Below are 22329 nucleotides of genomic sequence, written 5' to 3' on the forward strand. Positions count from 1 at the left end.
GAAAACGGCGGTAAACTCTACCCACAGATGGATGAAGTTTTTTAAACTACAATTACCCTCGTATAATCTTAAAATCTTGAGGGGGTTTTAAAATTTCAAAACACTGACCAAGGTAAATAATGATTCAAAAAACACCATTAGTCATAGGTATTGATTGTAGTACAACGGCGTGTAAAGCGATCGCCTGGAGTCGAGAAGGGAAAGCTGTTGCTGAAGGTAGAGCAGCAATTCCCCTTTTACAACCCCAAGCTAACTGGTACGAACAAGATGCTTGGCAATGGTGGAATAGTACCTGTCAGGCTATTAAACAATTGCTCACTCAAATAGATAAATCACAGATTGAGGCAGTTTGCATCACCCATCAGCGAGAGACGTTTGTCGCAGTGGATAAAGACGGTAAACCCGTCCGTAACGCTATTGTGTGGATGGACAAACGCAGCCGCAACCAGGTAGCTTTTCTCAAAAACAAAATTGAACTTCAACACTTTAATCAGCTGACAGGCAAACCAGTCTCAATGACTCCTTCGTTGCCTAAAATTCTCTGGTTCAGCCAAAACGAACCAGAAAACATTGCCCGTACTGACAAATTCTTAGACGTTCACGGTTTCTTAGTTTATCATCTTACCGGAAATTTCCGCACCAGTTTAGCTTCTGCTGACCCAATGGGAACAATGGACATGCAAGCTCATCATTGGGCAACAGATTTACTGACATTATTGGAACTGCAAGCAGAACAATTCGCTGAATTGATGCCACCAGGAGAGATAATCGGCTATGTTAACGATGCTGGTGCTTTAGCTACAGGTTTACCAACAGGTTTACCAATCATTGCAGGTGCAGGTGATGGACAGTGTGCAGGTTTGGGTGCCAATGCAGTTGGTAATGGCCGCGCCTATCTCAACTTAGGTACGGCAATAGCCAGCGGTATTATCACTAACTCCTATACTGTTAATTCTGCATTCCGTACCATGTATGCACCCATTGCCGGGTCTTACTTTTTAGAAACTGTGCTTTTAGGCGGTGTATTTACAATTACTTGGTTTGTAGAAAAGTTTGCTAGCGACTTACAACGCTTGAATCTTAATCTTAGTCCAGAAGAAATATTAGAAACTGCTGCGGCAAAATTATCTCCTGGTGCCGATGGGTTAATGTTAGTTCCATATTGGAACCATGTCATGAACCCTTACTGGGACACATCAGCATCTGGTATCACCATTGGTTGGAATGGTAATCATAGCAGAGAACATTTTTATCGAGCTATTTTAGAAGGTATCGCCTTTGAGCAAAGACTGGTAGGTGATGCAGTCATGTCAGCCATCAATCAAGATTTTAGCGAGTATGTGGTCATGGGTGGCGGTAGCAAAAGCAATCTCTGGTGTCAAATTATCGCTGATGTCACTGGTATACCAATTGTTCGTTCTACAACAGTTGAAGCGACTTGTTTGGGTGCTGGAATTCTCGCAGCAGTAGCAATTGGATGGTATTCTGACATTAATTCTGCTTGCTTAGCTTGTACTGGAACTGCGGAACGTTTTACTCCTAATCACAAGTCACAACTTGTTTACGACAAACTTTATAGTAAAGTTTATCAACCATTATTTCCTACCATCCAATCTCTGGTAAATAAATTAACTGATATTTCGATGACTGATGACTGATGACTGATGACTGATGACTATTGACTATTGACTAAGGAGCAAAATGGCGAAAATTGCGATTTTGGGTGCTGGTGTAATGGGAACTGCTGTTAGTTTCCCTCTTAGTGATAATGGACACGTTGTTAATTTAGTCGGAACCCATCTAGACGGTGATATTATTGCTAAACTGCAAGCTGGTTATGCACATCCAGGGTTACGGTTAAAATTAGCTGAAAGTGTTCAGCCTTATACCCACGACCAATTAAATGAAGCAATCAAAGATGTAGATTTAGTAGTTTTAGGCGTTAACTCTCACGGTATCAACTGGGCTGCACAAACCTTGAGTGCGGTGTTATCTCCATCCATTCCTATATTGGCAGTAACTAAGGGATTGGCAGGTGATGGAGAAAAGTTATATATTCTACCTGATGTTCTGCGTGCTGGGTTGCCTGCGGATTATCGGGATAGGCTGGAAATAGCAGCTATTGGTGGCCCTTCCATTGCCCAAGAATTAGCAGCCCGTCGCCATACTTGCGTAGTATTTACTGGAAAGAATCAAACTTTACTCAATAAATTGGCTGAGTTATTGCGATCGCCTTACTATCATGTTTGGACAAGTACCGATATCGTTGGTGTAGAGGTGTGCGTCGCCCTCAAGAATATCTACGCTTTGGCTGTAGGTTTGGTAATCGGATTTCTAGAAAAAGAAGGTAAAGCAGAAAATGATGCAGCTATGCATAACCTTGCTGCTGCTATTTTTGCTCAAGGAATGGTAGAAACAGCCTATTTAGTCGAAAAAATGCAAGGTAAACCCCGCAGCGTCTATAGTCTTCCTGGTACCGGAGATTTGTACGTAACTTGTCAAGGTGGACGCAATAGCCGAATGGGTCGCCTTTTGGGCTTGGGTATACCTTACAGTCAAGCTAAAGCCGAATATATGCCCAACGATACCGTTGAAGGTGCTTCCTTAGCTTTGGCAATTGGTTCAACTGTAGAATCAATGGTGAAACGAGGCGATTTAGACAGCGAAGCTTTACCTTTACTACTAACGATGATTGCCATTGTTTGCCACGATGCACCAGTCACCATTCCTTGGGACAAATTCTTTGCATTTTCTTAGTGTCTTGGTGTCTACCCTGCGGGAAGCCCTTCGGGTGACGCTCGTACCTCGCTACCGCTGCGCTAACAGCAGTTACTCCACTTGGGGAAACCCCAAGACCGTACTGCTTCACCGCTGACGCGTCTTTGTGGTTCAAATATCCTTAACCACAAAGACGAGGGCAGCCGTGTGGGCGGGTTTCCCGACTTGAACGGACTGCCCGTACAGAGACACTAAGTAATTAGGGTTTTGTTGTACCTTCTTTAAAGACTAGTTGCCCTTCTTTGTAAGCCTGTCTTAAAGCAATAGCCTCTGCTACAATTTGCTGGGCACTTAATCCTTCTTCATCCATCATTCTTTGTAAGGTTGTACCAGTCTCCTCTAAAGGTTCGTGAATGGGGGGAATTTGGCAGTATCTCCTACCATTCTTGACACGCCGCCAAATACTCGGTTTCTCAGGTCTTGCTTCTCTGGGAGTACGCTGTTTTTTAATCAGGGAACGTACACTTTCTTGAGTAATTTCACTTAAGTCTAGCAGTCTATCTAGAACTTGCTGGTACTTTTTACTGTTCTCCGCTAGTTGATATATAGTTCTAGGCTCAATTTGTGCAAAATCTTGAGGCGAAAACTTGCCAAATGCTGCTGCAATCTTGAGATACTTCTTTTCTTCTCCTTTCCAGCCTTGATCAAAAAGTAGTTTTTTGTAATCCTTTAAAGAGAGCTGCTGTTTTTGCTCAGATAGCCAAAAGGCATGAAGTAAAATTGTCTTAGTGACATCAGCAAGGGTTTGAAAAGAAAAGTTTTCTGCACTAACGCTCTTGGTAGTATCAGCTTTTTGTTCAACGTATGGCTTTAACTTGGATTTCGAGTTAACTTGGGCTGCTATTACACCCTGTACAGGCGTCATCATAGTATTGATCTCATTTAGGGTTTTTATTAAAGGTGCTAGCTGAGAATAAGTTGCTTTTGCCGCTTGGAATCATCTTTGCTTCTACCCACTTTTGTTAAGCTAGGTTTGAATATTGGATTTCGTTTGTTGTTCTTGTCCGACTCAAAGCTTATAACCTAGGTTAACAGAGTTTATAGTACAATTGTACTAAATACAGGCTAAGAAGAAACCCCAAACATACCCAAATTTTGGGTAGGTGGATGAAAGTTTTATACATAATGGTGTAATTGTTCGACCTTCCTGTTCACACTCATCAGGAGCCAGTGCGTTGGACGGCTCTCTCTGCCGGCTTGAAGCAACTGGCGTTCAACAGTCATCAGTCAACAGTCATCAGTCATCAAATTTTTTGCAAATATTCAGGTGGTACAAACTCTACTAACCACACACCATTGTCAGAACAGTAAAAACTATAACCAGCTTGATGCATTGCGCCTGCATCCACAGCAAAAACTACTGGTTTTCCATGTCTTGCGCCTACAATTTGGGCTGTGGCAATATCTTTTGATAAATGGACATGGTGACGTAACATTTTGCGAAGTCCTGTTTGGAGAATTGATTCCACAGCTGTACTTCCTGTACCGTGATACAGCATATCTGGGGGAACCATAGGTTGCAATTGCAAATCAACTTCCACACTATGTCCTTGGTTAGCACGAATCAAAGTGCCTGTAGGATCAAAGGAAAAGCGTTTTTTATCACTGGTAGCCACTACTTCCTGTAATTCCTCATGGCTGATAGGAAAGTTATTATTAGCACAGGCTACTAGTAGTTCATCCACAGCAACCCAACCACCGGGAGCAAGTTGAATACCAATGCTGTGAGGTTGGTGGCGTAGATGTTTGCTCAGGAATTTACTGATTTTGACTAGGCGCGAAGTATCCATTCCCAAAGTCAAAGAATAATGCAGATGATAAAACTATCCGCTGATTGACAGAATTTGTCTAAGCAGAATCGCTAATGCAATTACAATCATCACGATCAGCGTCACTTTACCACCAGGCACAAGTGGCTGACTTATACTATTTAAGTCTTGACGTTGCTTCCAAGTCATCAATACTGGAATTATACCTCCTAAAACTGAGACACTGAAAGTACCAACGTAATCTAAGGCAGTTAAAAATATATTAGGATTGACTATTCCTAGACTTACGGAAGGTAAGAAAACCAGTGAATAAAGTGGCAAACGATTAGAAGATGTAGGCGATGCAATGATAGAAATATCTTGGAAGAAATCCAGCAGTCCATAGACAAATCCAATGAATGAGGTAGCGATCGCAAATTCGGAGAAAATCGACACTAGCACCGCCAACCATTCTCCCGCACCACCAGATCGCAGAACTTGCAGCGGATCAAACACAGTTCCACTATTAACGGTTCCCCTTACCATATCAGGGCTGACGCTTCCTAAAATCACAGCATTCCACGCCAAAAACATAATTAGGGGAATCACAGAACCAAGGATGATAGACTGGCGAATCTTGCGGGTATCCCCTTCTAACTGAGTCACAACTACCGGCACTATATTGTGGTAGAACAGCGCCACACACATCACTGACACAGCACTTCCCAAGGTACTCCAATTCTGAAACGAAAATTGCACAATCTTTACCTGTCCAACTCCCAACAACAATAGTCCCAGAAATGAAGCAATCACAATTGCTACAAAAACGCTGTTTAATTTCTCCACAAATTTTTCTTTTCCCAGGTACATGATGCCGCCAAATAGCAACGTGAAAATTGTTGTCCCTATCCACGTAGGTATGACGTTGTGGATACCTAACTGTTTGGCAAACACAGATACTAAAATCTCGCCTCCTTGGGTGATATACGCTATCAGCAAGGCATAGTGTAAGAATAAATACGCACCACCAGCGATTCTTGCTCCCATAAACCCTAGTGTTTTTTCCACCATTGCCAAAAAACCTACACTCGCACGTCCCTGTAGACGCATGGCGTTCAAACTTGCTTCTGCAATCAACAATGCTGAAACCAAAGCGTAGATCCAAACAGCAATCAGCAGAAATGTGGATGGTACAACGCCTGAAGGCAAAGTAACCGCAGGTAACGCCAGAATCCCAGCACCTACCGTTGTTCCCGCAACCAGCGCAGTACTTCCTAAAACGCTACCTGGTTGATGACTAAGCTTATTGCCATCAAGTTGAAGGTTAGAAAATAAACGAGTCACTTCTAGTGTATGCGGCTTAATAACTGTATCTATCGGGATCATGTCGAGATACCTGTTCCAATGTTGGATAATATGTTAATTTATGTAACAATTTTAGCATCAACCTAAATTAACCCGTTAGTTGCTTGTTTTTTTCTAATTTAGAAATAAACTGTTTTTTAAGAAAAACAAGCATTATAAAGCTGATTTTCGGAAAATAAAGCTTTTATTATCTATTTACGCTGAATATCGAATAATAATGCATAATATTGTCGTATTTAGTCACTTATGCTGAGTGAGAGCGATCGCATTTTTGAACATTAAGTTAATTGGTATGAGGGGGTTGCCACTGCAACCCCCTTTTGAATTCTGGAAATACAATCTTCATAATTGATTCCTGTGGCTAGGGGTTAATTGGGGGCGATCGCTGATTACGGAACCGCGATCGCTTCTTCTATTTGAGGGAATTGGGAATTGGGAATGGGGAATGGGGAATTGGGAATTGGGAATTGGGAATTGGGAATGGTTATTAGTTATTTCTCCCTCATCTCCCTCATCCCCCCATCCCCTGCTCCGAAAGCTCCCCTGCTCCGAAAGCTCCCCATTCTCAGCCATCAGTCATCAATCAACAGTCAAGTTTTTTACATTCCATACTGTATAAATGCTAGAATCCTCAAGTAAATAGTTAGGATACCTCCATGCCAGTTGTTGCTAACTCAATCAAATTTGGTACGGACGGCTGGCGGGGCGTTATTGGTGATGAGTTCACCTTTGAACGTCTAGCCTTGGTCGCACCAGTTGCAGCGAAAGTATTATATGATACATATTTTTCAACAGTTGGTAGCCGGACAATAGTAGTCGGTTACGATCGCCGATTTATGGCAGAAGACTTTGCTCGTGCTGTCGCTGATGCTGTCACCGCTGTGGGATTTGATGTTTTACTCAGTGAAACCTACGCCCCAACTCCTGCTTTTAGTTGGGCGGCGAAACAACTCAATGCTTTGGGGGCGCTAGTCATTACAGCTAGTCATAATCCTGGATCATATTTAGGATTAAAAGTCAAGGGATATTTTGGTGGTTCGGTATCGCCAGAAATTACAAAAGAAATAGAAGCGCTGTTGTTAGACGGAGTACCACCAGCAGCAACAAAGGGCAAGCAAGAGAAGTTTGATCCTTGGCCGAGTTACACTCAAGCACTGGAAGGAAAAGTTAATATTGCCAAGATTCGCTCTGCGATCGCTTCTGGCAAACTGACGGTATTCGCCGATGTCATGCATGGGGCTGCGGCTGGAGGATTGGCGAAATTACTAGGGGATCGCGTCCAAGAACTCAACAGCGATCGCGACCCTTTATTTGAAGGTGGTGCGCCAGAACCTTTACCTAAATACCTTTCTCGTTTATTCAACGTGATTCAAAATCACCGAGAAACCGATAAATCAGGTTTAGCAGTGGGTTTAGTATTCGATGGAGACTGCGATCGCATCGCGGCGGTGGATGGAGAAGCAAACTTCCTCAGTTCCCAAGTCTTAATCCCAATATTAATCGACCATTTAACCTTAAGGCGCAACTTTAGCGGTGAAATAGTCAAAACTGTCAGTGGTTCTGACTTGATTCCCCGTGTAGCAGCACTACATAACTTGTCAATTTTTGAAACACCAGTTGGTTATAAATACATCGCTGATAGAATGCTAGCAGCCCAAGTGTTGCTAGGTGGTGAAGAATCAGGAGGAATTGGTTATGGTAGCCATATTCCCGAACGCGATGCACTATTGTCAGCACTGTATGTATTAGAAGCCATTGTAGAATCTGGTTCGGATTTAGGCGAATATTATCGCCACTTACAAACACAAACAAACTTTAAATCAGCATACGATCGCATTGATTTACCCTTAGCTAGCATGGAAGTGCGATCGCGTCTTTTGCAACAACTGCAAACCCAACCCTTAACAGAAATTGCTGGGTTAGCAGTCATAGATTGCCAAACCATCGATGGTTACAAATTCCGCCTAGCCGATAACAGCTGGCTAATGATTCGCTTTAGCGGTACCGAACCAGTTTTACGCCTCTATTGCGAAGCCCCCACACTTGAGCAAGTGCATCAAACTCTTGCTTGGGCGAAACAGTGGGCGGAGTAAAATTAGTTAGTGGTCAGTAGTCAGTAGTCAGTTGCTACTAACCACTGACAACTGACAACTGACAACTGACAACTGACAACTGACCAATGACCAAACTACTCGTAGTCGCAACAAGCAATCCAGGTAAATTGCGGGAAATGCAAGCTTACCTGGAAAATTCAGCTTGGCAATTGATTCTCAAACCTGAAGAATTAGAAATAGAAGAGACAGGTGATACCTTTGCTGCTAATGCTTGTCTCAAAGCATCCCAAGTTGCATTAGCCACAGGAAACTGGGCCATAGCTGATGATTCTGGCTTAGAAGTGGATGCTCTCAATGGTGTACCAGGAGTGTATTCTGCACGTTATGGCACAACCGACTCAGAACGCATTGCCAGATTATTGAGAGAGTTGGGTAACGAAGTCAATCGTCAAGCGCAATTTGTTTGTGTAGTAGCGATCGCATCTCCCGATGGTGCGATCGCTCTACAATCAGAAGGTATTTGCCGTGGCGAAATTCTCCATGAACCACGAGGTAACGGTGGTTTCGGCTACGATCCCATTTTTTACGTTCCAGAAAAGCAATTGACCTTTGCTGAAATGACACCTGAGTTAAAAAGGTCAATTAGCCATCGAGGAAAAGCTTTTACAACTTTACTCCCCCAACTGAGTAAACTGCGATCGTGCTGAGGAGAAACGAAAAAATCACGGTTTTACTCCCCTCTCCTCGTAGGAGAGGGGTTGGGGGAGAGGTCAAAACAGCGCTTGTCTAACTCACGTTAATCTATACCGAAGGATTCATTAGACTCTAACCTTGGTTAGAGGGTATTGTTAATTTGCTCATCTATAGTCATAAGAAATATATTCAGAACAAAAACGGGTAAAATACACAATCAAAATCTTTTGAAATATTTAGCTTTTTTTTAGCTTCAAGACAAAAAAGATTTCAATAATTTTGTTTCTGATTAAGTAGGTCAAATTTAAAAAACGTAAAATAAAGTCTTTGCGATTACTTCGCTTTACTGCGTTGCATTCGTAATGACATTTGTTGCACTTAGTTAACGTTAATTTTTAGTATCTTTAGGTTACTGAACTATAGCTAGTCAACCATAAGAAACTACACGTCTAAGCTCAATAAATAAGTAACCAAATAGACAGAATTAATTACATTACATATTGAGTCTTGACTATGCAAGACTTTTAGCATGACTTTTATGTAATTATTTTGGACTAACACTTATTTAATGTAGTAATTATGGATAATTTTTATTTGATGCAAGTAAGCATCTTATCCATAACAATTTTCAATTGAAATTGCAGACATTTGAAAAACAAAGGCAATAATCATGAAAAATTTCACCGTTAAAACCACTTTGATGGGGAAAGTTACTGATGTAAGTCCTGAAAAAAGCACTTTTGCAATTAAATGTCGTAGTGGCGATGAATTCATTATTAATACTGGGCAAAATACACAATTTCAATTTTTAAGAAATTTGGATGGTATCAACCGCGATCGCGTCCCAACTCCTGAAGATTTTCACCAATCTTCACCAGCCGATTTAGTGAGAAAATACATCCAACCTGATAGCTTAGTTGTTCTACAAGGTGTTTATCAAGAAAATAACGGCAGCCGCCACTACGATGCTCGCACTGTTAACTTACTACATTCATATAAAGGTCAAGGTGAATATCTTTTTGAGCAGACACACTGGTGGATCACACAAATTGGGCGCTTAGCAGATGGATGGTTAGGCTATTTATTTCCCAATAAACAAAGCTATAAAATCGATGATTTTGCTCTCTACCGAACTAACTTAAACATCATCGGTTTACCAACAGATGACAACGACGACCTTCAAGAATGTGCTACTCTTTCTAGGGTAATCTACGGTCTTTCCTCTACTTACTTGATAACTGGAGGTGAACAATATCTTTCAGCGGCTCGTGCTGGAGTTCAATACCAACGTGAAAATTTTCGTAGTTTAACATCTGATGGCAAACATTGTTTTTGGGCTTTTGGCAAGCGCAAGACAGAGTACAGTTATGAGTTGTATATGCGCTCTCTCAACGATGATGATAGAGATACAATTCCACTTTACGAACAAATTTACGCCTTGGTGGGATTAGCTCAGTACTATCGAATTACCTTGGATTGGGAAGTACTTGATGATATTAAACGGACTGTTCGCATGTTTAATGAATTCTTCACCGATCCAGAATCAGAGTACGGCAAACATGCTTATGGTGATTATTTTTCACACCTTGATTATGTGACCTTCAATTGGAATAGTCCTGCTCTTGGTGAAAACTACGCCAGAAAAAATTGGAATTCAATTGGTGATCACATACCGGCTTATTTAATTAACCTGATTTTGGCATTAGAACCCTTGCCATTAAATGATCATGGTCGCGAAGAAATCAGGAAATTTTTAGAAATTTGCAAAAAGATTCTCAAAACATCATCCACAATCATTGCTGATAAGTTTCCTGATCCAGATCCCAACGTTCCGTTTGTAAATGAGCGATTTTTCCGAGATTGGAAGCCAGATCATAATTGGCGGTGGCAACAAAATCGTGCTGTTGTGGGACACAATTTGAAGATTGCCTGGAACCTGACCCGTGTTGCTAACTATTATTACTCTCTAGCCGCTCAATCTGCTGCTGAAAACCCCCAAGAAGCAGAAGAATCACAACGCTTAGCCGATAAGTTAATGAAGCTAGCAGATCGATTAGGAATCAGGATGGCAGAGATTGGCGTAGATTTATTTAGAGGTGGGATTTTTGATACTTTAGAGCGTAATCCCCAAAATGGAACGCCACTAGAATTTCCTTGGTTGAACACTAAGGATTTCTGGCAACAAGAACAGGCTTTGTTAGCCTACTTAATTCTTCATGGTTGCAGTAATGAAGATCACGACCAAAAACAAGAGTATTTGCGGTTAGCACGAGAAACAGCTGCATTCTGGAATTTATTCTTTCTAGACCAAGAGAATAAAGGTGTTTTCTTCCGAGTTAGTGAAAATGGAGATCCAGTTACTCAAGGACAGTACGGACAGAAAGAATCACATTCGAGTGGCTACCATCACTTTGAGCTAAATTATTTGGCTCATATCTATATCAGTAGCTATGTAACAAAAGAACCCTTCTGTTTGTATTTCAAACCTGATCCCGATTGTCGCCAGCGATCGCTCAACATTTTACCTGATTTCTTTAGACCCAATACTCTGGAAGTGAGTAGAATCAGCATTAATGGTAGTGATCGCACATCAATAGACCCTGATAATTTCCAACTTGAACTAGGAGAAAAAGAATTTCAACTTGCTTCAGCAGCAGAAATCATTGTGGAATTTGCACCCAAGACATAGGCAAGTACTTATGACTATGACTAGCCGAATGCTAGAAGGCAAAAAAATCGCCATACTCGTCGAAACTGAATACATTCCCTATGAGATCGCGGCATATCAAACACGCTTTTCCGAACTTGGAGCAACTGTCCATTTAATGTCTCGGCTGTCGGGAAATCAAAGCATTCGCTTTGTAGCTGATGTTGATAGCGTAGAAGAGGCGGATCGGATCAATAGACAAAAAACGTCCCTCGCAACATTGGAAGTTAACATCGACTTTCAGAACGTAGATGTGAATGAATATGCGGCTGTAATTATGGCGGCTAACTACACCAGCGTTCGCCTGCGCTACTTTGAACCACCACCAGGACAGCAGATTAGTCCAGAAATGACGCGTACTGCACCAGCAGTGCAGTTTTTTGCTAAAGCAATGGCAAATCGTCGCATTATCAAAGGCTTACTCTGTCATGGATTGTGGTTATTGACCCCAATGCCCGAACTACTCCGAGGAAGAAGGGTAATCTGTCATGAAGTGGTGCTGGCGGATATTGCTAATGCTGGTGCTATTTATGTACCGCCACCTGTGAATTCTCCACCAAATGACCCAGGAAATATTGTGGTTGATAGAGACTTAGTGACAGGACGAGCCGGACATGACGTGTATGCCTTTATTGATGCGATCGCTGACCAAATAGTATCTCAAGATCAAGGGTTGGCAGGAGCTGCGTAGAAAGACAAAGGAGATCATGCGATGACAAAGATTTTGATTGTGCTATCTGAGTGGGGTTACTGGGGAGAAGAACTAGTAGGCCCCCTAGAAACCTTTGATGCAGCTGGGTATCAAGTTGACTTTGCCACCCCAAATGGTAAAAGACCCGTAGCACTAGGGGTAAGCATGGATCCAACTTTTGTTGACCCACCATTAGGCAGACCAGTCACTACCCAAGATATGGCCGATAAGGTCAGACAACTAGATGACACCAACAATCCACGATTAAACAACCCGAAAAATCTCAGAGAGTGGCTGCCAGAAAGACCTTACTGGAGTTCGCCAAAATTCTTACGGGAAATGGAGGAATATTACAGAAAACTTGACGAAGTGCAACAAAGAGATTTGCAAACATACGATGCCATTCTCATTGTTGGTGGTAGCGGCCCGATGGTTGATTTAGTCAACAACCAGAGAGTACACGATCTCATCCTCAGCTTTTACCAAATGGGTAAGCCAGTGGCCGCAGAATGTTACGGTGTTGCATGTCTAGCGTTTGCCCGTGACATTGGCGATCGCCAAAGCATTATTTGGGGTAAGCATGTCACAGGCCATTGTTTGGAATATGACTATAAAGATGGCACGGGATTTAACGGTACTAACATCGACCCATGTCTGAACAATATTAACTTTGGCACGCCATTCTATCCTTTAGAATACATACTCCGCGATGCCACAGGGCCAGACGGACAGTATCACGGCAATGTCGGTAGACCAACATCAGTAATTGTTGACTATCCATTTATCACAGGTCGTTCTACTCCAGACTCTTATCTCACTGGTCAGAAGTTGGTAGAAGTTCTAGAAAAAGGTCTCAAACGCTATGGTTGGTGAAGCTGGATTTTCAATATCTGGATAGTACTGCACGATAAAAGCTGTATGCAATTGATAGTTGCAGAAGGTAGAATCCATGACTAATAAAACAGGCCGCTTTGCGATTCTGGAACAATTTTTGGCAGATGGTATCCATTACATGTTTGGTAATCCCGGCACATCAGAAGAAGGATTTTTGGATGCTATTCGGGAATATCCAGACCTGAAGTACATTTTGACATTGCAAGAATCCGTTGCTGTTATGGCAGCAGATGGTTATGCAAGAGCGACTAAAAAGCCTGCTTTAGTGCAAATACATAGTACACCAGGTTTAGGAAATGCGATCGGCGCACTTTATCAAGCATACCGAGGTCACTCACCGCTTGTAGTCATTGGTGGTGATGCAGGTATTAAATACCAAGCAATGGATGCCCAAATGGCAGGTGACTTAGTAGCTTTTGCAAAACCCGTTACTAAATGGTCAACAATGGTGATGGAGCCATCTTCGTTACTGCGGGTATTGCGTCGGGCCATTAAAATTGCTGCAACGCCACCAATGGGGCCTGTCTATGTTTGTCTACCAATAGATATTTTGGATGCTCCCGTAGTTGAAGAAGTCAAACCAACTTCCATCCCATCCACTAGAGTTGTGCCAGATGAAGAATTGCTCAAAACAGCAGCAACTATATTGGCATCTGCTCACAAGCCAATGATTTTTGTCGGGGATGGAGTAGCTTATTCTGGCGCACAAGATGAACTGACCCGTGTTGCTGAACTTTTGGGCGCAGAAGTTTGGGAAGCTGATGCTGGTGAATTAAACATGAGTCATGTTCATACTCTGTATCAAGGTATGACGGGCCATATGTTTGGCTATCAAAGCCGACCCATCACCACTAAAGGCGATGTCAACTTAGTTTGTGGCACTTACCTTTTGCCGGAAGTGTTCCCGGAACTGGGTAATATTTTTGCATCAGGAGCTAAGGTTGTCCACATAGATTTAAATGCTTATGAGATTGCTAAAAATTATTCAGTTGATTTGGGACTAGTTAGCGATCCAAAACTGACACTTGCTCATCTGGCAAAAGTTTTGGAAGCAGTGATGACACCTGAGCAGAAAAAAACTGCTAAAGTGCGAACTGCTAACATCGCTCAAACTAAAGAAGAGAACCATAAGCGTGAGTTGCAAGCTGATCGAGAAAATTGGGATTCTGTCCCGTTGTACTTTTCTCGCTTCGCGGCAGAACTAGCAAAGCAATTACCAGAGGATGTAATTATCTTCGATGAAGCTCTCACCTGTTCTCCTGCTCTGACGCGTTATATAACTCCCACCAAACCAGGGCATTATTTTCTTTCTCGTGGAGGTTCTCTAGGTGTAGGAATTCCGGGAACGATTGGAGCTAAACTAGCCAATCCTGATAAAGCGATAATTGGGTTTACTGGTGATGGCGCTGCCATGTACACAATTCAAGCACTTTGGTCAGCGGCTCGTCATAATATAGATGCCAAATTTATTATCTGTAATAACCGCTCCTATAGGTTGTTACAAGTGAATATTCAAGCTTACTGGCAAGAGCGGGATATACCACAGCATGAATATCCTTTGAGTTTTGATTTATCTAAACCAGATATCCGTTTTGACGAGATAGCCCATTCTATGGGCGTTGCAGCCATCAGGGTAGAAAAACCTCAAGAGATTGCCTCTGCTATTCAAAAAGCATTAGCCCACAAAGGGCCATTTCTCATTGATGTAGTTTTAGAAGCGGACGTTCACCCGGAAATGATAGGAATCAAGTGCGGTCAATAATATCACGTCAGGTTGAAGACTTATCATTATGGCTGACCCAGGAATGTGGCGAAATTGGCACTATAAGTGATTAGCCAGTATTTCAATTCAAAAACCCCAAAATTTGTTTATATAGTTTGTCTTGTAAACAAAAATCGGTGCAATCAATAAAACTACAACAGAAGGATTAAAAAAATGACACAGGTCGCAACACAAAGAACAAGCCATCCAAATGTACAAATCGTAGAAAGAATGTACGAATGCTTTAATCGCGGCGATATGAACACTATCCGCAATGAGATATTTGCGCCTGATCTCATCTGGCGTTTGCCTGGTCATCATCCCCTTTCAGGTACTAAAAATGGTGCAGATGAGGTAATAGCCTTTTTTGCACAACTCAATAGAGGGGGTATCCAAGTGGATTTAATTAATATTGATGCTTGGGGTGAGGACACAGTGGTGGAAGTCCACCGGGGTCATGGACAAAGGAACGGAGCCGTTCTAGATGCTTTAAACTGTACCCACTACCATATCCGCGATGGCAAAATCGCAGATGTTCAAGTTTATATAAGTGATCAACATACAGTCGATCAATTCTTCTGGGCAGTATACGCTCTTAAACCCATACCAGATCGTTTAGCCAGCTAGCTCTGCTTGTGTCTTGGGAAAGAATGTTCTGGCTAAAACTAATATGTATGTGCGTCCAACTTAAACACTAGAAAGGAGAAGCTCACATGCCTCTTATCCGCGTCACCATTTTAGAAGGCTTCGCTAGCCTACAGCAAAAAGGAGAAATAGTTCAACAGTTAAGTGACGGTTTAGCCTCAGTCTTAGGTGAAATTGTCCGTCCCTACACTTATGCCCTAGTTGATGAGGTGCAGTCAGGGGCTTGGGGCGTTCAAGGTGGAACATTAATGACTGAGGAGATGATGAGATCTGGTATAGCTACCTCTGAAAGGCAGCGATCGCTTCGTCTGACTGAAGAACGTGTAAGACAAGCATATAATGTGCTGGGCAGTGGCGACAGACAGAGAATTCAAGAGTATTGGGCTGGGGATATGGCATGGTTAGTACCAGGCAACAATCAGATATCTGGCTGGAAAAGAGGCTTAGATGAGTTTCTCGCTTTTATGGACAAGGTAGCTTACCTCACAGACAACAGTTTCCAAATGTCCTGGGAGAGAGTCTTGATTACCGGAGAGTATTCCGCAGACATCAGGCACAATACTGGGCATCGAGCCGGAAACGAAAATAAGCGCCTCGACATCGATGTTGTTCATGTCCTTCGCTGGCAAGAGGGGAGAGTGGTTGAAGGCAGAGGTGCTATCTTTGGCGATGGCACCGCACAGTTTGACGAGTTTTGGAGCTAATATCATGTCGGCTTCCAGCTCATATCATGTCCAGCTAATTAGTTATAATTCAAGACTTGTGTGCAGAAACCGCAAAATCTTCTCTTCTGCACCCTTGTACCGCTGCCGTCTGAATCATCAGTCTTTCACCGGACACGTACTTTTTAGGGTAACACAAAGATGAAAACTTTAACTCCACTTACTGAGTCTGAAGTAAAACAATTAGTTGATGATTGGTATTTAAAACTGGATGTCCATGCTCCTGGTGAAGAATTTCTATCCATGCTGGCAAATGAAACCCTAGAGATGCAGTTACCAGAAACTACACTGCATGGTCAAGACGAATTTAAAACATGGTATGACCGGGTAATTCACACTTTCTTTGATGAAGTGCATACGATGCAATCATTAGATATAAAAACTACATCAGAGCGAGCAGATGTTCAGCTAGTTGTCCGCTGGGAAGCTAGCCGTTGGCAAGCACCTGCACCGAAAAGTCAACGCTTGGCTTTTGACGCTGCACAAAGATGGGTTGTGAAGCGATCGCAGCTTACCCAAAAGCCTGTGATTGAAACCTATATCGTTGACTCTCTTACCCCATTGGAAGGGTTCCCCAGTCTTTGATAATTTGCATACCAACTATGAACACCAGAGAAGTCATTGATAAATACTACGAGTCCGCTAATGCAGGTGATTGGAATACTTGGCTCACGCTGTTTGATGACAATGTTGTGGTAGACGAACAGTTAGCGGGTCATATTGAGGGAATAGATACTATGCGTGGTGCGATCGCTGGTATTGAGAGGGGCTATTCTAAATTCCAAAATAATCCACAGCACGTTGTTATTAATGGCAACGAAGCTTCGGTAGTTTCTCACATTTCAGCTGCCAACGCCAGTGGTGTACCAATTGAAGCTAACGTTGCCAACTATTTCCGCCTTAAGAATGGCAAAATTGCTTACATGGCTAACTTTCATGATACTAGACCTTTTGATCCATTTGTTAATCAAAGGTTGAACTGAGTTTGGGATCAACTGCCCAATCACTAACAGAGGAGGCTGTATGAGTGAATTTGATTTTATCGTTGTGGGGGCTGGTTCCGCAGGCTCAGTTCTGGCTAACCGCCTCAGTGAAAATCCTGCTGTAAAAGTGCTGGTTTTAGAGGCTGGTGAAGCTAAGATTACCGCCAATGTTGAAAACCCTTCAGCATGGCCAACATTACTTGGTTCAGAAATAGACTGGGACTATACCAGTGTTCCACAATCAGGACTGAACGGACGAATCACCCATGAACCACGCGGTAAGTTAATTGGTGGCAGCAGTACTTTATATCTGATGATGCATATTCGGGGACATACAGCAGATTACGATCATTGGGCTTATAGTGGCTGTCCCGGTTGGAGTTATCAGGATGCTTTGCCTTATTTTCAAAAATTAGAAAATCAAGAAGACGATTCTAGCCCGTGGGCTGGCAAGGGTGGGCCACTAAATGTCATCAATGCTAAACTTCACAATCCAAATCCTACATCTGAAGCTTTTATTAATGCTTGTTTAGAGTTGGGCTACCCTTACACACCAGATTTTAATGGGCCAAATATGGAAGGTGTGGGCTGGCATCATGTCAATATTAAGGACGGCAAGCGTCATAGTATGGCTGATGCCTATCTTAACCCTGCTTTAGCACGACCCAATGTTGCCTTAAGTTCTAACTCCCAGGCTACTAGACTACTATTTGCAGGTAAGCGCTGTCATGGAGTGGAATATATCCAAAATGGTGAAACTAAGAGCGCTTATGTCAATCACGAGGTAATTGTCTGTGCAGGTGCATTAGAGTCACCTCATCTGTTATTACTCTCTGGTATCGGTAATCCTAGCCATTTACAAGAGTTTAATATTCCTGTGATTGCAGATGTGCCAGGTGTGGGCGAAAACTTTCATAATCATGTTCTTACAGGGGTGATTTATGAAACATCACAACCACTACCACCACCTCATTTAAACTTGTCAGAAAGTGCTTTGTTTTGTAAGTCGGAGCCAGGGTGGATAGGGCCAGACTTGCAACTTGGTTTTGTTCATGTGCCGTTTGACATCATTGTTGGACGAAACTATCCCAATGCTATTTCTATCCTGCCCGGTGTCGTTCGCCCCATGTCGCGCGGTTGGATCAGATTAGCTAGCGATAACCCACTAGATAAGCCTCTAGTTAATCCCAACTACCTGAGTGCGAAAGCTGATGTTGATAGGTTAATCCAAGCAGTTAAGCTAGCTCGTGACATATTTGCAACCAAGGCTTTTTCCAGTTGGGTAACTCAGGAGTTAATGCCAGGGAAACAAGTGCAAAGTCAGGAACAACTACAAGAGTTTGTTCAGCAACGAGGTGACTCCTATCATCATCAAGCTGGGTCTTGCAAAATGGGTCTGGATGATATAGCAGTGGTAGATCTACGGTTGCGTGTTTATGGTGTGGAAGGACTCCGGGTAGCTGATGCTAGTGTGATGCCTGTCGTACCTTCGGGAAACTGTCATACAGGCGTTGTGATGATTGCTGAGAAAGTTTCTGACCTGATCAAAGATGAGTATGGATTTTGAACAAAGGCAGGGGGTAGAAGGCAGTCCCAAGAACAATTGTGGGGGATTCAGAAATGGGTTTTTTAGTCTTTTCTCATATGGCAATCAGCTGTCAAGACCCGATCGCCACAGAAAAGTTTTACACTAACTATTTCGGCTTTGTGCGCGCACGGGTTGTCCCACTTGGCGACCAGCAAATAGTATTTATTAAATTGGGTGAAATGTACCTAGAAATTTTCCAGGCACAAGGACAATCTCCTATTTCACCCCCTGATAGGGATGGGCCACAATATCCTGCATGGCGACATTTTGCTTTTCAGGTTGATGATATTGCCACTAAGCTGGCAGAGATGGGCAATGATGCAAAAATCACCCTAGGGCCGCTTAACTTTGATGATTATATCCCAGGATGGCGATCAGTTTGGATTGCTGACCCAGATGGCAGAATTGTGGAGATATCTCAGGGATTCGTTGATGAAAATAATCCTCCACCTTTGAAGATAAACTAATCATCTCTGAAAATTTTATTGCTAAATAGGAAGGGCAAAAACATGACAGGAAATACTCTTGCATCTAATCTCATTTTTACACCCAATCTTTTCGAGCTTCAAGGCAAAGATACACAAATTACTTATTCGACCAGTAGCATTGCTGGCGTACCACAGTTCAACTACCAAACACCGAGCCTCAATCTCAACTTTAGCGATACAGAGATTCGCACCCAGGACACAGAAATTGGTAGGCAAATTACAGTTACTTTAGAACAAATTCCCGACCAACAAACAGTTACTTTAACTTTGTTAATACCTACTATTAATCTACCACAACAAGTAATAGAAAACTCCATTACAACTGTGGCAATTATTACTACCGAGCGTACCAGTATTGGTGGCCCTGACTTGGTTAATGGTCAACTACAAATTTATGACATCCTTTCTCTTCAGGGAATAGCTCGTCTAGTTGACTTTTAAAAACATTAACATCGTCGCTACTGAAGACAAATAAAGGTTTGTCTTTAGCCGTTTACTGCTCTTGTCAATTTACAACTGATTACAGACAAAAAGGATTAGATCATGGCTATTGTTCAGTTTAATTATTGTACTGGTTTGAGAAGAGCAATTTTTAACAACCCCCGCTTAATTGGTAGTTGGGATGAAAACGGGCGCTATTCTCAACAATGGTCTTCTATCCCAATGCAGCAAATTATTGGGGAAGATGGTTGTCCCAGTTTCCAAGCTACGGTTCAACTTGATGATTCTCAAATTGGTTGGTTATTTCGCTGGGGTGTAATGCTAGATAGTACAGCCGGGAATAACCTGTGGGGAATCCCAACGGAGATTCACGATCGCAATTCTAGCGATCGCTACCGTACTTTTACTTTACAATCTCCTAACAACGCTCAATCTCAGCAAGAAACATATTATCTAGTTCACAGTCGCAGACTAGGCGCACAACAATATTATCTTTCTGGTCAACAGCCTGGGTTACGGTTTGCTGTTTGGGCACCGAATGCGCGGAATGTGGAAGTTGTGTTTGGCAACCGTAGCAGTGGCTATATTGCTGATGATGCTTTTCGAGACGATCCTGATTTTGGTATGGATTCCAACCTAGGGCCATTTCCCATGTTGAGGACAGAAGAAGGTATTTGGCAAACAGATATCAGAGTATCACCAGAACTTGCTGATTTCTCCCGCTTTGACCATATTCCCTACATGTTTAGAATTGTCAATGAAGCAGGACGAGTCGTTTATCGCACTGATTTATATTCTCGCTGTCAAATTGGTAAAGGCAACATCAATCCTGACGGTAAACCTTTTTCTAATAGATATAGAGATAGACAGGACAGACCTTTTTCAGGCAATTATCTAGATTTGGATGGTACTAAAAGCTGTTCTGTAGTCATCAATCCTGATACAGTAACGAGAAATTTTCAAGAACCAGTTTGGCCAGAAGTGGAATTCATCCCAGAACAGGAGTTCTGGAGTAATGAGTTTTCGCTCTTACGTCCTGTACCGCAGCGTGTAGAAGATTTAGTCATTTACGAACTTCACATAGGGTCTTTAGGGTATGGTCAAAACAGACCAGGAAACTTTGAGGATGCGATCGCTTTACTCCCCTACTTAGTACAATTAGGCGTTAACGCGGTTGAACTCTTACCAATGTCAGAATTTAGAGACGAGGTAAATTGGGGATATGAAACATCTCACTACTTTGCTCTCGAATACAGTGCTGGTGGAAGAGACCAACTGAAGCATTTTATTAGGGAGTGCCATCGTTATGGAATTGCCGTGATTTTAGATGTGGTGTACAACCACTTCGACCCCGATGGAGAACGGGCGGAATGGGCTTATGACTCGGATCTTCCCGAACACAATATCTATTACTGGTATGAGGGAAACTCTAACGATTATTTCTACCCAGATGGCAGACGTTTTCCTGAAGGCGGCTATCTTGATAATTGGTCTACAGGTTTTGCACCTCGGTTTTATGAAGAGATGGTGCGAAAGATGTTCATTAGCAGTGCAGTAACTTTAATGGAGGAATTTCACGTAGATGGATTCCGGGTTGATCAAACAACTTCGATGCATTCATACAACCAATTGCACCTTGATGGTAGGTCTGTGGGTAATGCCAATATTTTTGGTGCTAAATTCCTCAGAGAATGGACACGGACAATGAAACTCATCCAACCTAATGCCATTCTCATAGCAGAGGATCATTCTGATTGGGAAGCAGTCACAGAATTACCTGATGTAGGGGGTTTGGGGTTTGATGCTGCTTGGTATGCCAATTTCTATCACCATTTAATTGGTGATGCTAGACAAGGGACAGAATATGCCAAATTAATTCCTACTGCTGGATATGGTACTGATCAACCCCTAGCAATGGATTACTTTGCAGGAGCGTTGGGATCGTCTGGTCATAATAAAGTTGTTTATCATGAATCTCACGATGAAGCAGGTAATTCTTATTACGAAGCAGGAGGACATAGAGTTGAGTCTCGGCGCACCATTGTAGCTGCTGTTAACGGCGCACCACTGATTGGGGAAACCCGGAGGTATGCCGAAGCACGTTGTCGTTTTGCTTTTGGTGTGTCTATTTTGTCGGCTGGTACGCCAATGTTTTTGATGGGTGAGGAAATTGGCGCACAAAGACCCTACAGATACACCGATTTTATCAATAACCGAGAGGATTTACTAGGCGATCGCCAAACTAATGGTCAACAACTGTTCCGATTCTACCAAGACCTCATTCAGCTACGCCGTACTCATTCAGGACTCAATTCTCACTTGATTGATATTATCCACGTCCATAATGCCAACCGAATCATTGCTTTCAAACGTTGGGATGTCACTGAAGAATTTTTGATTGTAGCCAGTTTAAATAATCACCCGTTCTCATCAGGATACACCATAAACAATTCCCGAATCGGTGATGGTCAATGGCAGGAGATATTCAATAGTGATGCTTCACTCTACGGAGGAGATAATATAGGCAACTTTGGCTCTTATATATCTGTGATTAATGGTTTTATTCATCCCATAGTCCCAGCAAACGGATTTGTTGTTTTTCAACGAGTCAGGACATAAGACAGTTTTGTAGAAAATTGTGAAGGAATTATAAAGTAAGCACATCTTCTTTTATTAAGAATTAGTAAAAACTGGTAAATTTTCTAGAAAATTTCAAATCTTAATAAAGTTGACCTTTTCTTAATAAAAAAATAATGAAATAATTAGGAAA

Annotated in this window: 20 protein-coding genes; 16 read left to right on the forward strand and 4 right to left on the reverse strand. The window is 42.3% G+C overall.

The window, feature by feature from the left end; all coding sequences use genetic code 11:
* Positions 1–119: 119 nt before the first annotated feature.
* Both I8748_RS33070 and I8748_RS33075 read left to right on the forward strand, forming a co-directional pair.
* A complete protein-coding gene (locus tag I8748_RS33070) occupies positions 120–1658 on the forward strand; it encodes an FGGY-family carbohydrate kinase (RefSeq protein ID WP_198128702.1) in 1539 nt (512 codons plus the stop codon).
* Positions 1659–1701: 43 nt separating this feature from the next.
* A complete protein-coding gene (locus I8748_RS33075) occupies positions 1702–2757 on the forward strand; it encodes an NAD(P)H-dependent glycerol-3-phosphate dehydrogenase (protein WP_198128703.1) in 1056 nt (351 codons plus the stop codon).
* 220 nt (positions 2758–2977) lie between these two features.
* Here the strand turns inward: I8748_RS33075 and I8748_RS33080 are convergent, their stop codons facing one another.
* From I8748_RS33080 to I8748_RS34810, 4 genes are all read right to left on the reverse strand, one after another.
* Complete coding sequence (locus tag I8748_RS33080) at positions 2978–3646, reverse strand: hypothetical protein (RefSeq protein WP_198128704.1); 669 nt, start codon at positions 3644–3646, stop codon at positions 2978–2980.
* Positions 3647–4022: 376 nt separating this feature from the next.
* Positions 4023–4568, reverse strand: coding sequence for an RNA 2'-phosphotransferase (locus I8748_RS33085; protein ID WP_198128705.1), 546 nt, complete (start codon positions 4566–4568; stop codon positions 4023–4025).
* 33 nt (positions 4569–4601) lie between these two features.
* The gene (locus I8748_RS33090; RefSeq protein WP_198128706.1) at positions 4602–5912 is read right to left on the reverse strand and encodes an amino acid permease; all 1311 of its coding nucleotides are present in this window, start codon (positions 5910–5912) and stop codon (positions 4602–4604) included.
* A gap of 321 nt (positions 5913–6233) precedes the next feature.
* The gene (locus I8748_RS34810; RefSeq protein WP_214662863.1) at positions 6234–6464 is read right to left on the reverse strand and encodes a hypothetical protein; all 231 of its coding nucleotides are present in this window, start codon (positions 6462–6464) and stop codon (positions 6234–6236) included.
* Positions 6465–6547: 83 nt separating this feature from the next.
* Between I8748_RS34810 and I8748_RS33095 the strand changes: the two genes are divergently transcribed.
* The 14 genes from I8748_RS33095 to I8748_RS33160 all read left to right on the forward strand — a co-directional run bounded on the left by I8748_RS33095 (position 6548) and on the right by I8748_RS33160 (position 22178).
* Complete coding sequence (locus I8748_RS33095) at positions 6548–7984, forward strand: phosphoglucomutase/phosphomannomutase family protein (RefSeq protein ID WP_198128707.1); 1437 nt, start codon at positions 6548–6550, stop codon at positions 7982–7984.
* 86 nt (positions 7985–8070) lie between these two features.
* Positions 8071–8652: an RdgB/HAM1 family non-canonical purine NTP pyrophosphatase gene (gene rdgB / locus I8748_RS33100; RefSeq protein WP_198128708.1), complete on the forward strand. Its 582-nt coding sequence runs from the start codon at positions 8071–8073 to the stop codon at positions 8650–8652.
* A 656-nt stretch (positions 8653–9308) separates the two neighbouring features.
* The gene (locus I8748_RS33105; RefSeq protein WP_198128709.1) at positions 9309–11327 is read left to right on the forward strand and encodes an AGE family epimerase/isomerase; all 2019 of its coding nucleotides are present in this window, start codon (positions 9309–9311) and stop codon (positions 11325–11327) included.
* Positions 11328–11337: 10 nt separating this feature from the next.
* Positions 11338–12036: a DJ-1/PfpI family protein gene (locus I8748_RS33110; RefSeq protein WP_225896631.1), complete on the forward strand. Its 699-nt coding sequence runs from the start codon at positions 11338–11340 to the stop codon at positions 12034–12036.
* Between the two features lie 21 nt (positions 12037–12057).
* The gene (locus I8748_RS33115; protein ID WP_198128710.1) at positions 12058–12909 is read left to right on the forward strand and encodes a type 1 glutamine amidotransferase domain-containing protein; all 852 of its coding nucleotides are present in this window, start codon (positions 12058–12060) and stop codon (positions 12907–12909) included.
* A gap of 76 nt (positions 12910–12985) precedes the next feature.
* Positions 12986–14692, forward strand: a complete 1707-nt coding sequence (locus I8748_RS33120) for a thiamine pyrophosphate-binding protein (RefSeq protein WP_198128711.1) — start codon at positions 12986–12988, stop codon at positions 14690–14692.
* 174 nt (positions 14693–14866) lie between these two features.
* Complete coding sequence (locus tag I8748_RS33125; protein ID WP_198128712.1) at positions 14867–15319, forward strand: nuclear transport factor 2 family protein; 453 nt, start codon at positions 14867–14869, stop codon at positions 15317–15319.
* A gap of 86 nt (positions 15320–15405) precedes the next feature.
* Positions 15406–16041 carry a nuclear transport factor 2 family protein gene (locus I8748_RS33130; protein ID WP_198128713.1) on the forward strand — a complete coding sequence of 212 codons (636 nt, stop codon included), beginning with the start codon at positions 15406–15408 and terminating at the stop codon, positions 16039–16041.
* A 159-nt stretch (positions 16042–16200) separates the two neighbouring features.
* Entirely contained in the window at positions 16201–16644 is a 444-nt protein-coding gene (locus I8748_RS33135) for a hypothetical protein (RefSeq protein WP_198128714.1), read from the forward strand.
* 17 nt (positions 16645–16661) lie between these two features.
* A complete protein-coding gene (locus I8748_RS33140) occupies positions 16662–17042 on the forward strand; it encodes a nuclear transport factor 2 family protein (protein ID WP_198128715.1) in 381 nt (126 codons plus the stop codon).
* A 40-nt stretch (positions 17043–17082) separates the two neighbouring features.
* Entirely contained in the window at positions 17083–18609 is a 1527-nt protein-coding gene (locus I8748_RS33145; RefSeq protein WP_198128716.1) for a GMC family oxidoreductase, read from the forward strand.
* 53 nt (positions 18610–18662) lie between these two features.
* Entirely contained in the window at positions 18663–19097 is a 435-nt protein-coding gene (locus I8748_RS33150) for a VOC family protein (protein WP_198128717.1), read from the forward strand.
* Positions 19098–19139: 42 nt separating this feature from the next.
* Positions 19140–19559, forward strand: a complete 420-nt coding sequence (locus I8748_RS33155; RefSeq protein ID WP_198128718.1) for a hypothetical protein — start codon at positions 19140–19142, stop codon at positions 19557–19559.
* A gap of 102 nt (positions 19560–19661) precedes the next feature.
* Positions 19662–22178, forward strand: a complete 2517-nt coding sequence (locus I8748_RS33160) for an alpha-amylase family glycosyl hydrolase (protein WP_198128719.1) — start codon at positions 19662–19664, stop codon at positions 22176–22178.
* Positions 22179–22329 lie beyond the last annotated feature (151 nt).

Source organism: Amazonocrinis nigriterrae CENA67 (assembly GCF_016056305.1).
Taxonomy (GTDB): Bacteria; Cyanobacteriota; Cyanobacteriia; order Cyanobacteriales; family Nostocaceae; genus Amazonocrinis; species Amazonocrinis nigriterrae.

Bases quoted from the DNA above. Each gene is read 5' to 3' on its own strand.
- I8748_RS33135 (WP_198128714.1), top strand. From the start codon at position 16,201: ATGAAAACTTTAACTCCACTTACTGAGTCTGAAGTAAAACAATTAGTT.
- I8748_RS33110 (WP_225896631.1), top strand. From the start codon at position 11,338: ATGACTATGACTAGCCGAATGCTAGAAGGCAAAAAAATCGCCATACTC.
- I8748_RS33130 (WP_198128713.1), top strand. From the start codon at position 15,406: ATGCCTCTTATCCGCGTCACCATTTTAGAAGGCTTCGCTAGCCTACAG.
- I8748_RS33070 (WP_198128702.1), top strand. From the start codon at position 120: ATGATTCAAAAAACACCATTAGTCATAGGTATTGATTGTAGTACAACG.
- I8748_RS33095 (WP_198128707.1), top strand. From the start codon at position 6,548: ATGCCAGTTGTTGCTAACTCAATCAAATTTGGTACGGACGGCTGGCGG.
- I8748_RS33125 (WP_198128712.1), top strand. From the start codon at position 14,867: ATGACACAGGTCGCAACACAAAGAACAAGCCATCCAAATGTACAAATC.
- I8748_RS33120 (WP_198128711.1), top strand. From the start codon at position 12,986: ATGACTAATAAAACAGGCCGCTTTGCGATTCTGGAACAATTTTTGGCA.
- I8748_RS34810 (WP_214662863.1), bottom strand. From the start codon at position 6,464: ATGGCTGAGAATGGGGAGCTTTCGGAGCAGGGGAGCTTTCGGAGCAGG.
- I8748_RS33080 (WP_198128704.1), bottom strand. From the start codon at position 3,646: ATGATGACGCCTGTACAGGGTGTAATAGCAGCCCAAGTTAACTCGAAA.
- I8748_RS33085 (WP_198128705.1), bottom strand. From the start codon at position 4,568: ATGGATACTTCGCGCCTAGTCAAAATCAGTAAATTCCTGAGCAAACAT.
- I8748_RS33150 (WP_198128717.1), top strand. From the start codon at position 18,663: ATGGGTTTTTTAGTCTTTTCTCATATGGCAATCAGCTGTCAAGACCCG.
- I8748_RS33105 (WP_198128709.1), top strand. From the start codon at position 9,309: ATGAAAAATTTCACCGTTAAAACCACTTTGATGGGGAAAGTTACTGAT.
- I8748_RS33115 (WP_198128710.1), top strand. From the start codon at position 12,058: ATGACAAAGATTTTGATTGTGCTATCTGAGTGGGGTTACTGGGGAGAA.
- I8748_RS33160 (WP_198128719.1), top strand. From the start codon at position 19,662: ATGGCTATTGTTCAGTTTAATTATTGTACTGGTTTGAGAAGAGCAATT.
- rdgB (WP_198128708.1), top strand. From the start codon at position 8,071: ATGACCAAACTACTCGTAGTCGCAACAAGCAATCCAGGTAAATTGCGG.
- I8748_RS33090 (WP_198128706.1), bottom strand. From the start codon at position 5,912: ATGATCCCGATAGATACAGTTATTAAGCCGCATACACTAGAAGTGACT.
- I8748_RS33145 (WP_198128716.1), top strand. From the start codon at position 17,083: ATGAGTGAATTTGATTTTATCGTTGTGGGGGCTGGTTCCGCAGGCTCA.
- I8748_RS33155 (WP_198128718.1), top strand. From the start codon at position 19,140: ATGACAGGAAATACTCTTGCATCTAATCTCATTTTTACACCCAATCTT.
- I8748_RS33140 (WP_198128715.1), top strand. From the start codon at position 16,662: ATGAACACCAGAGAAGTCATTGATAAATACTACGAGTCCGCTAATGCA.
- I8748_RS33075 (WP_198128703.1), top strand. From the start codon at position 1,702: ATGGCGAAAATTGCGATTTTGGGTGCTGGTGTAATGGGAACTGCTGTT.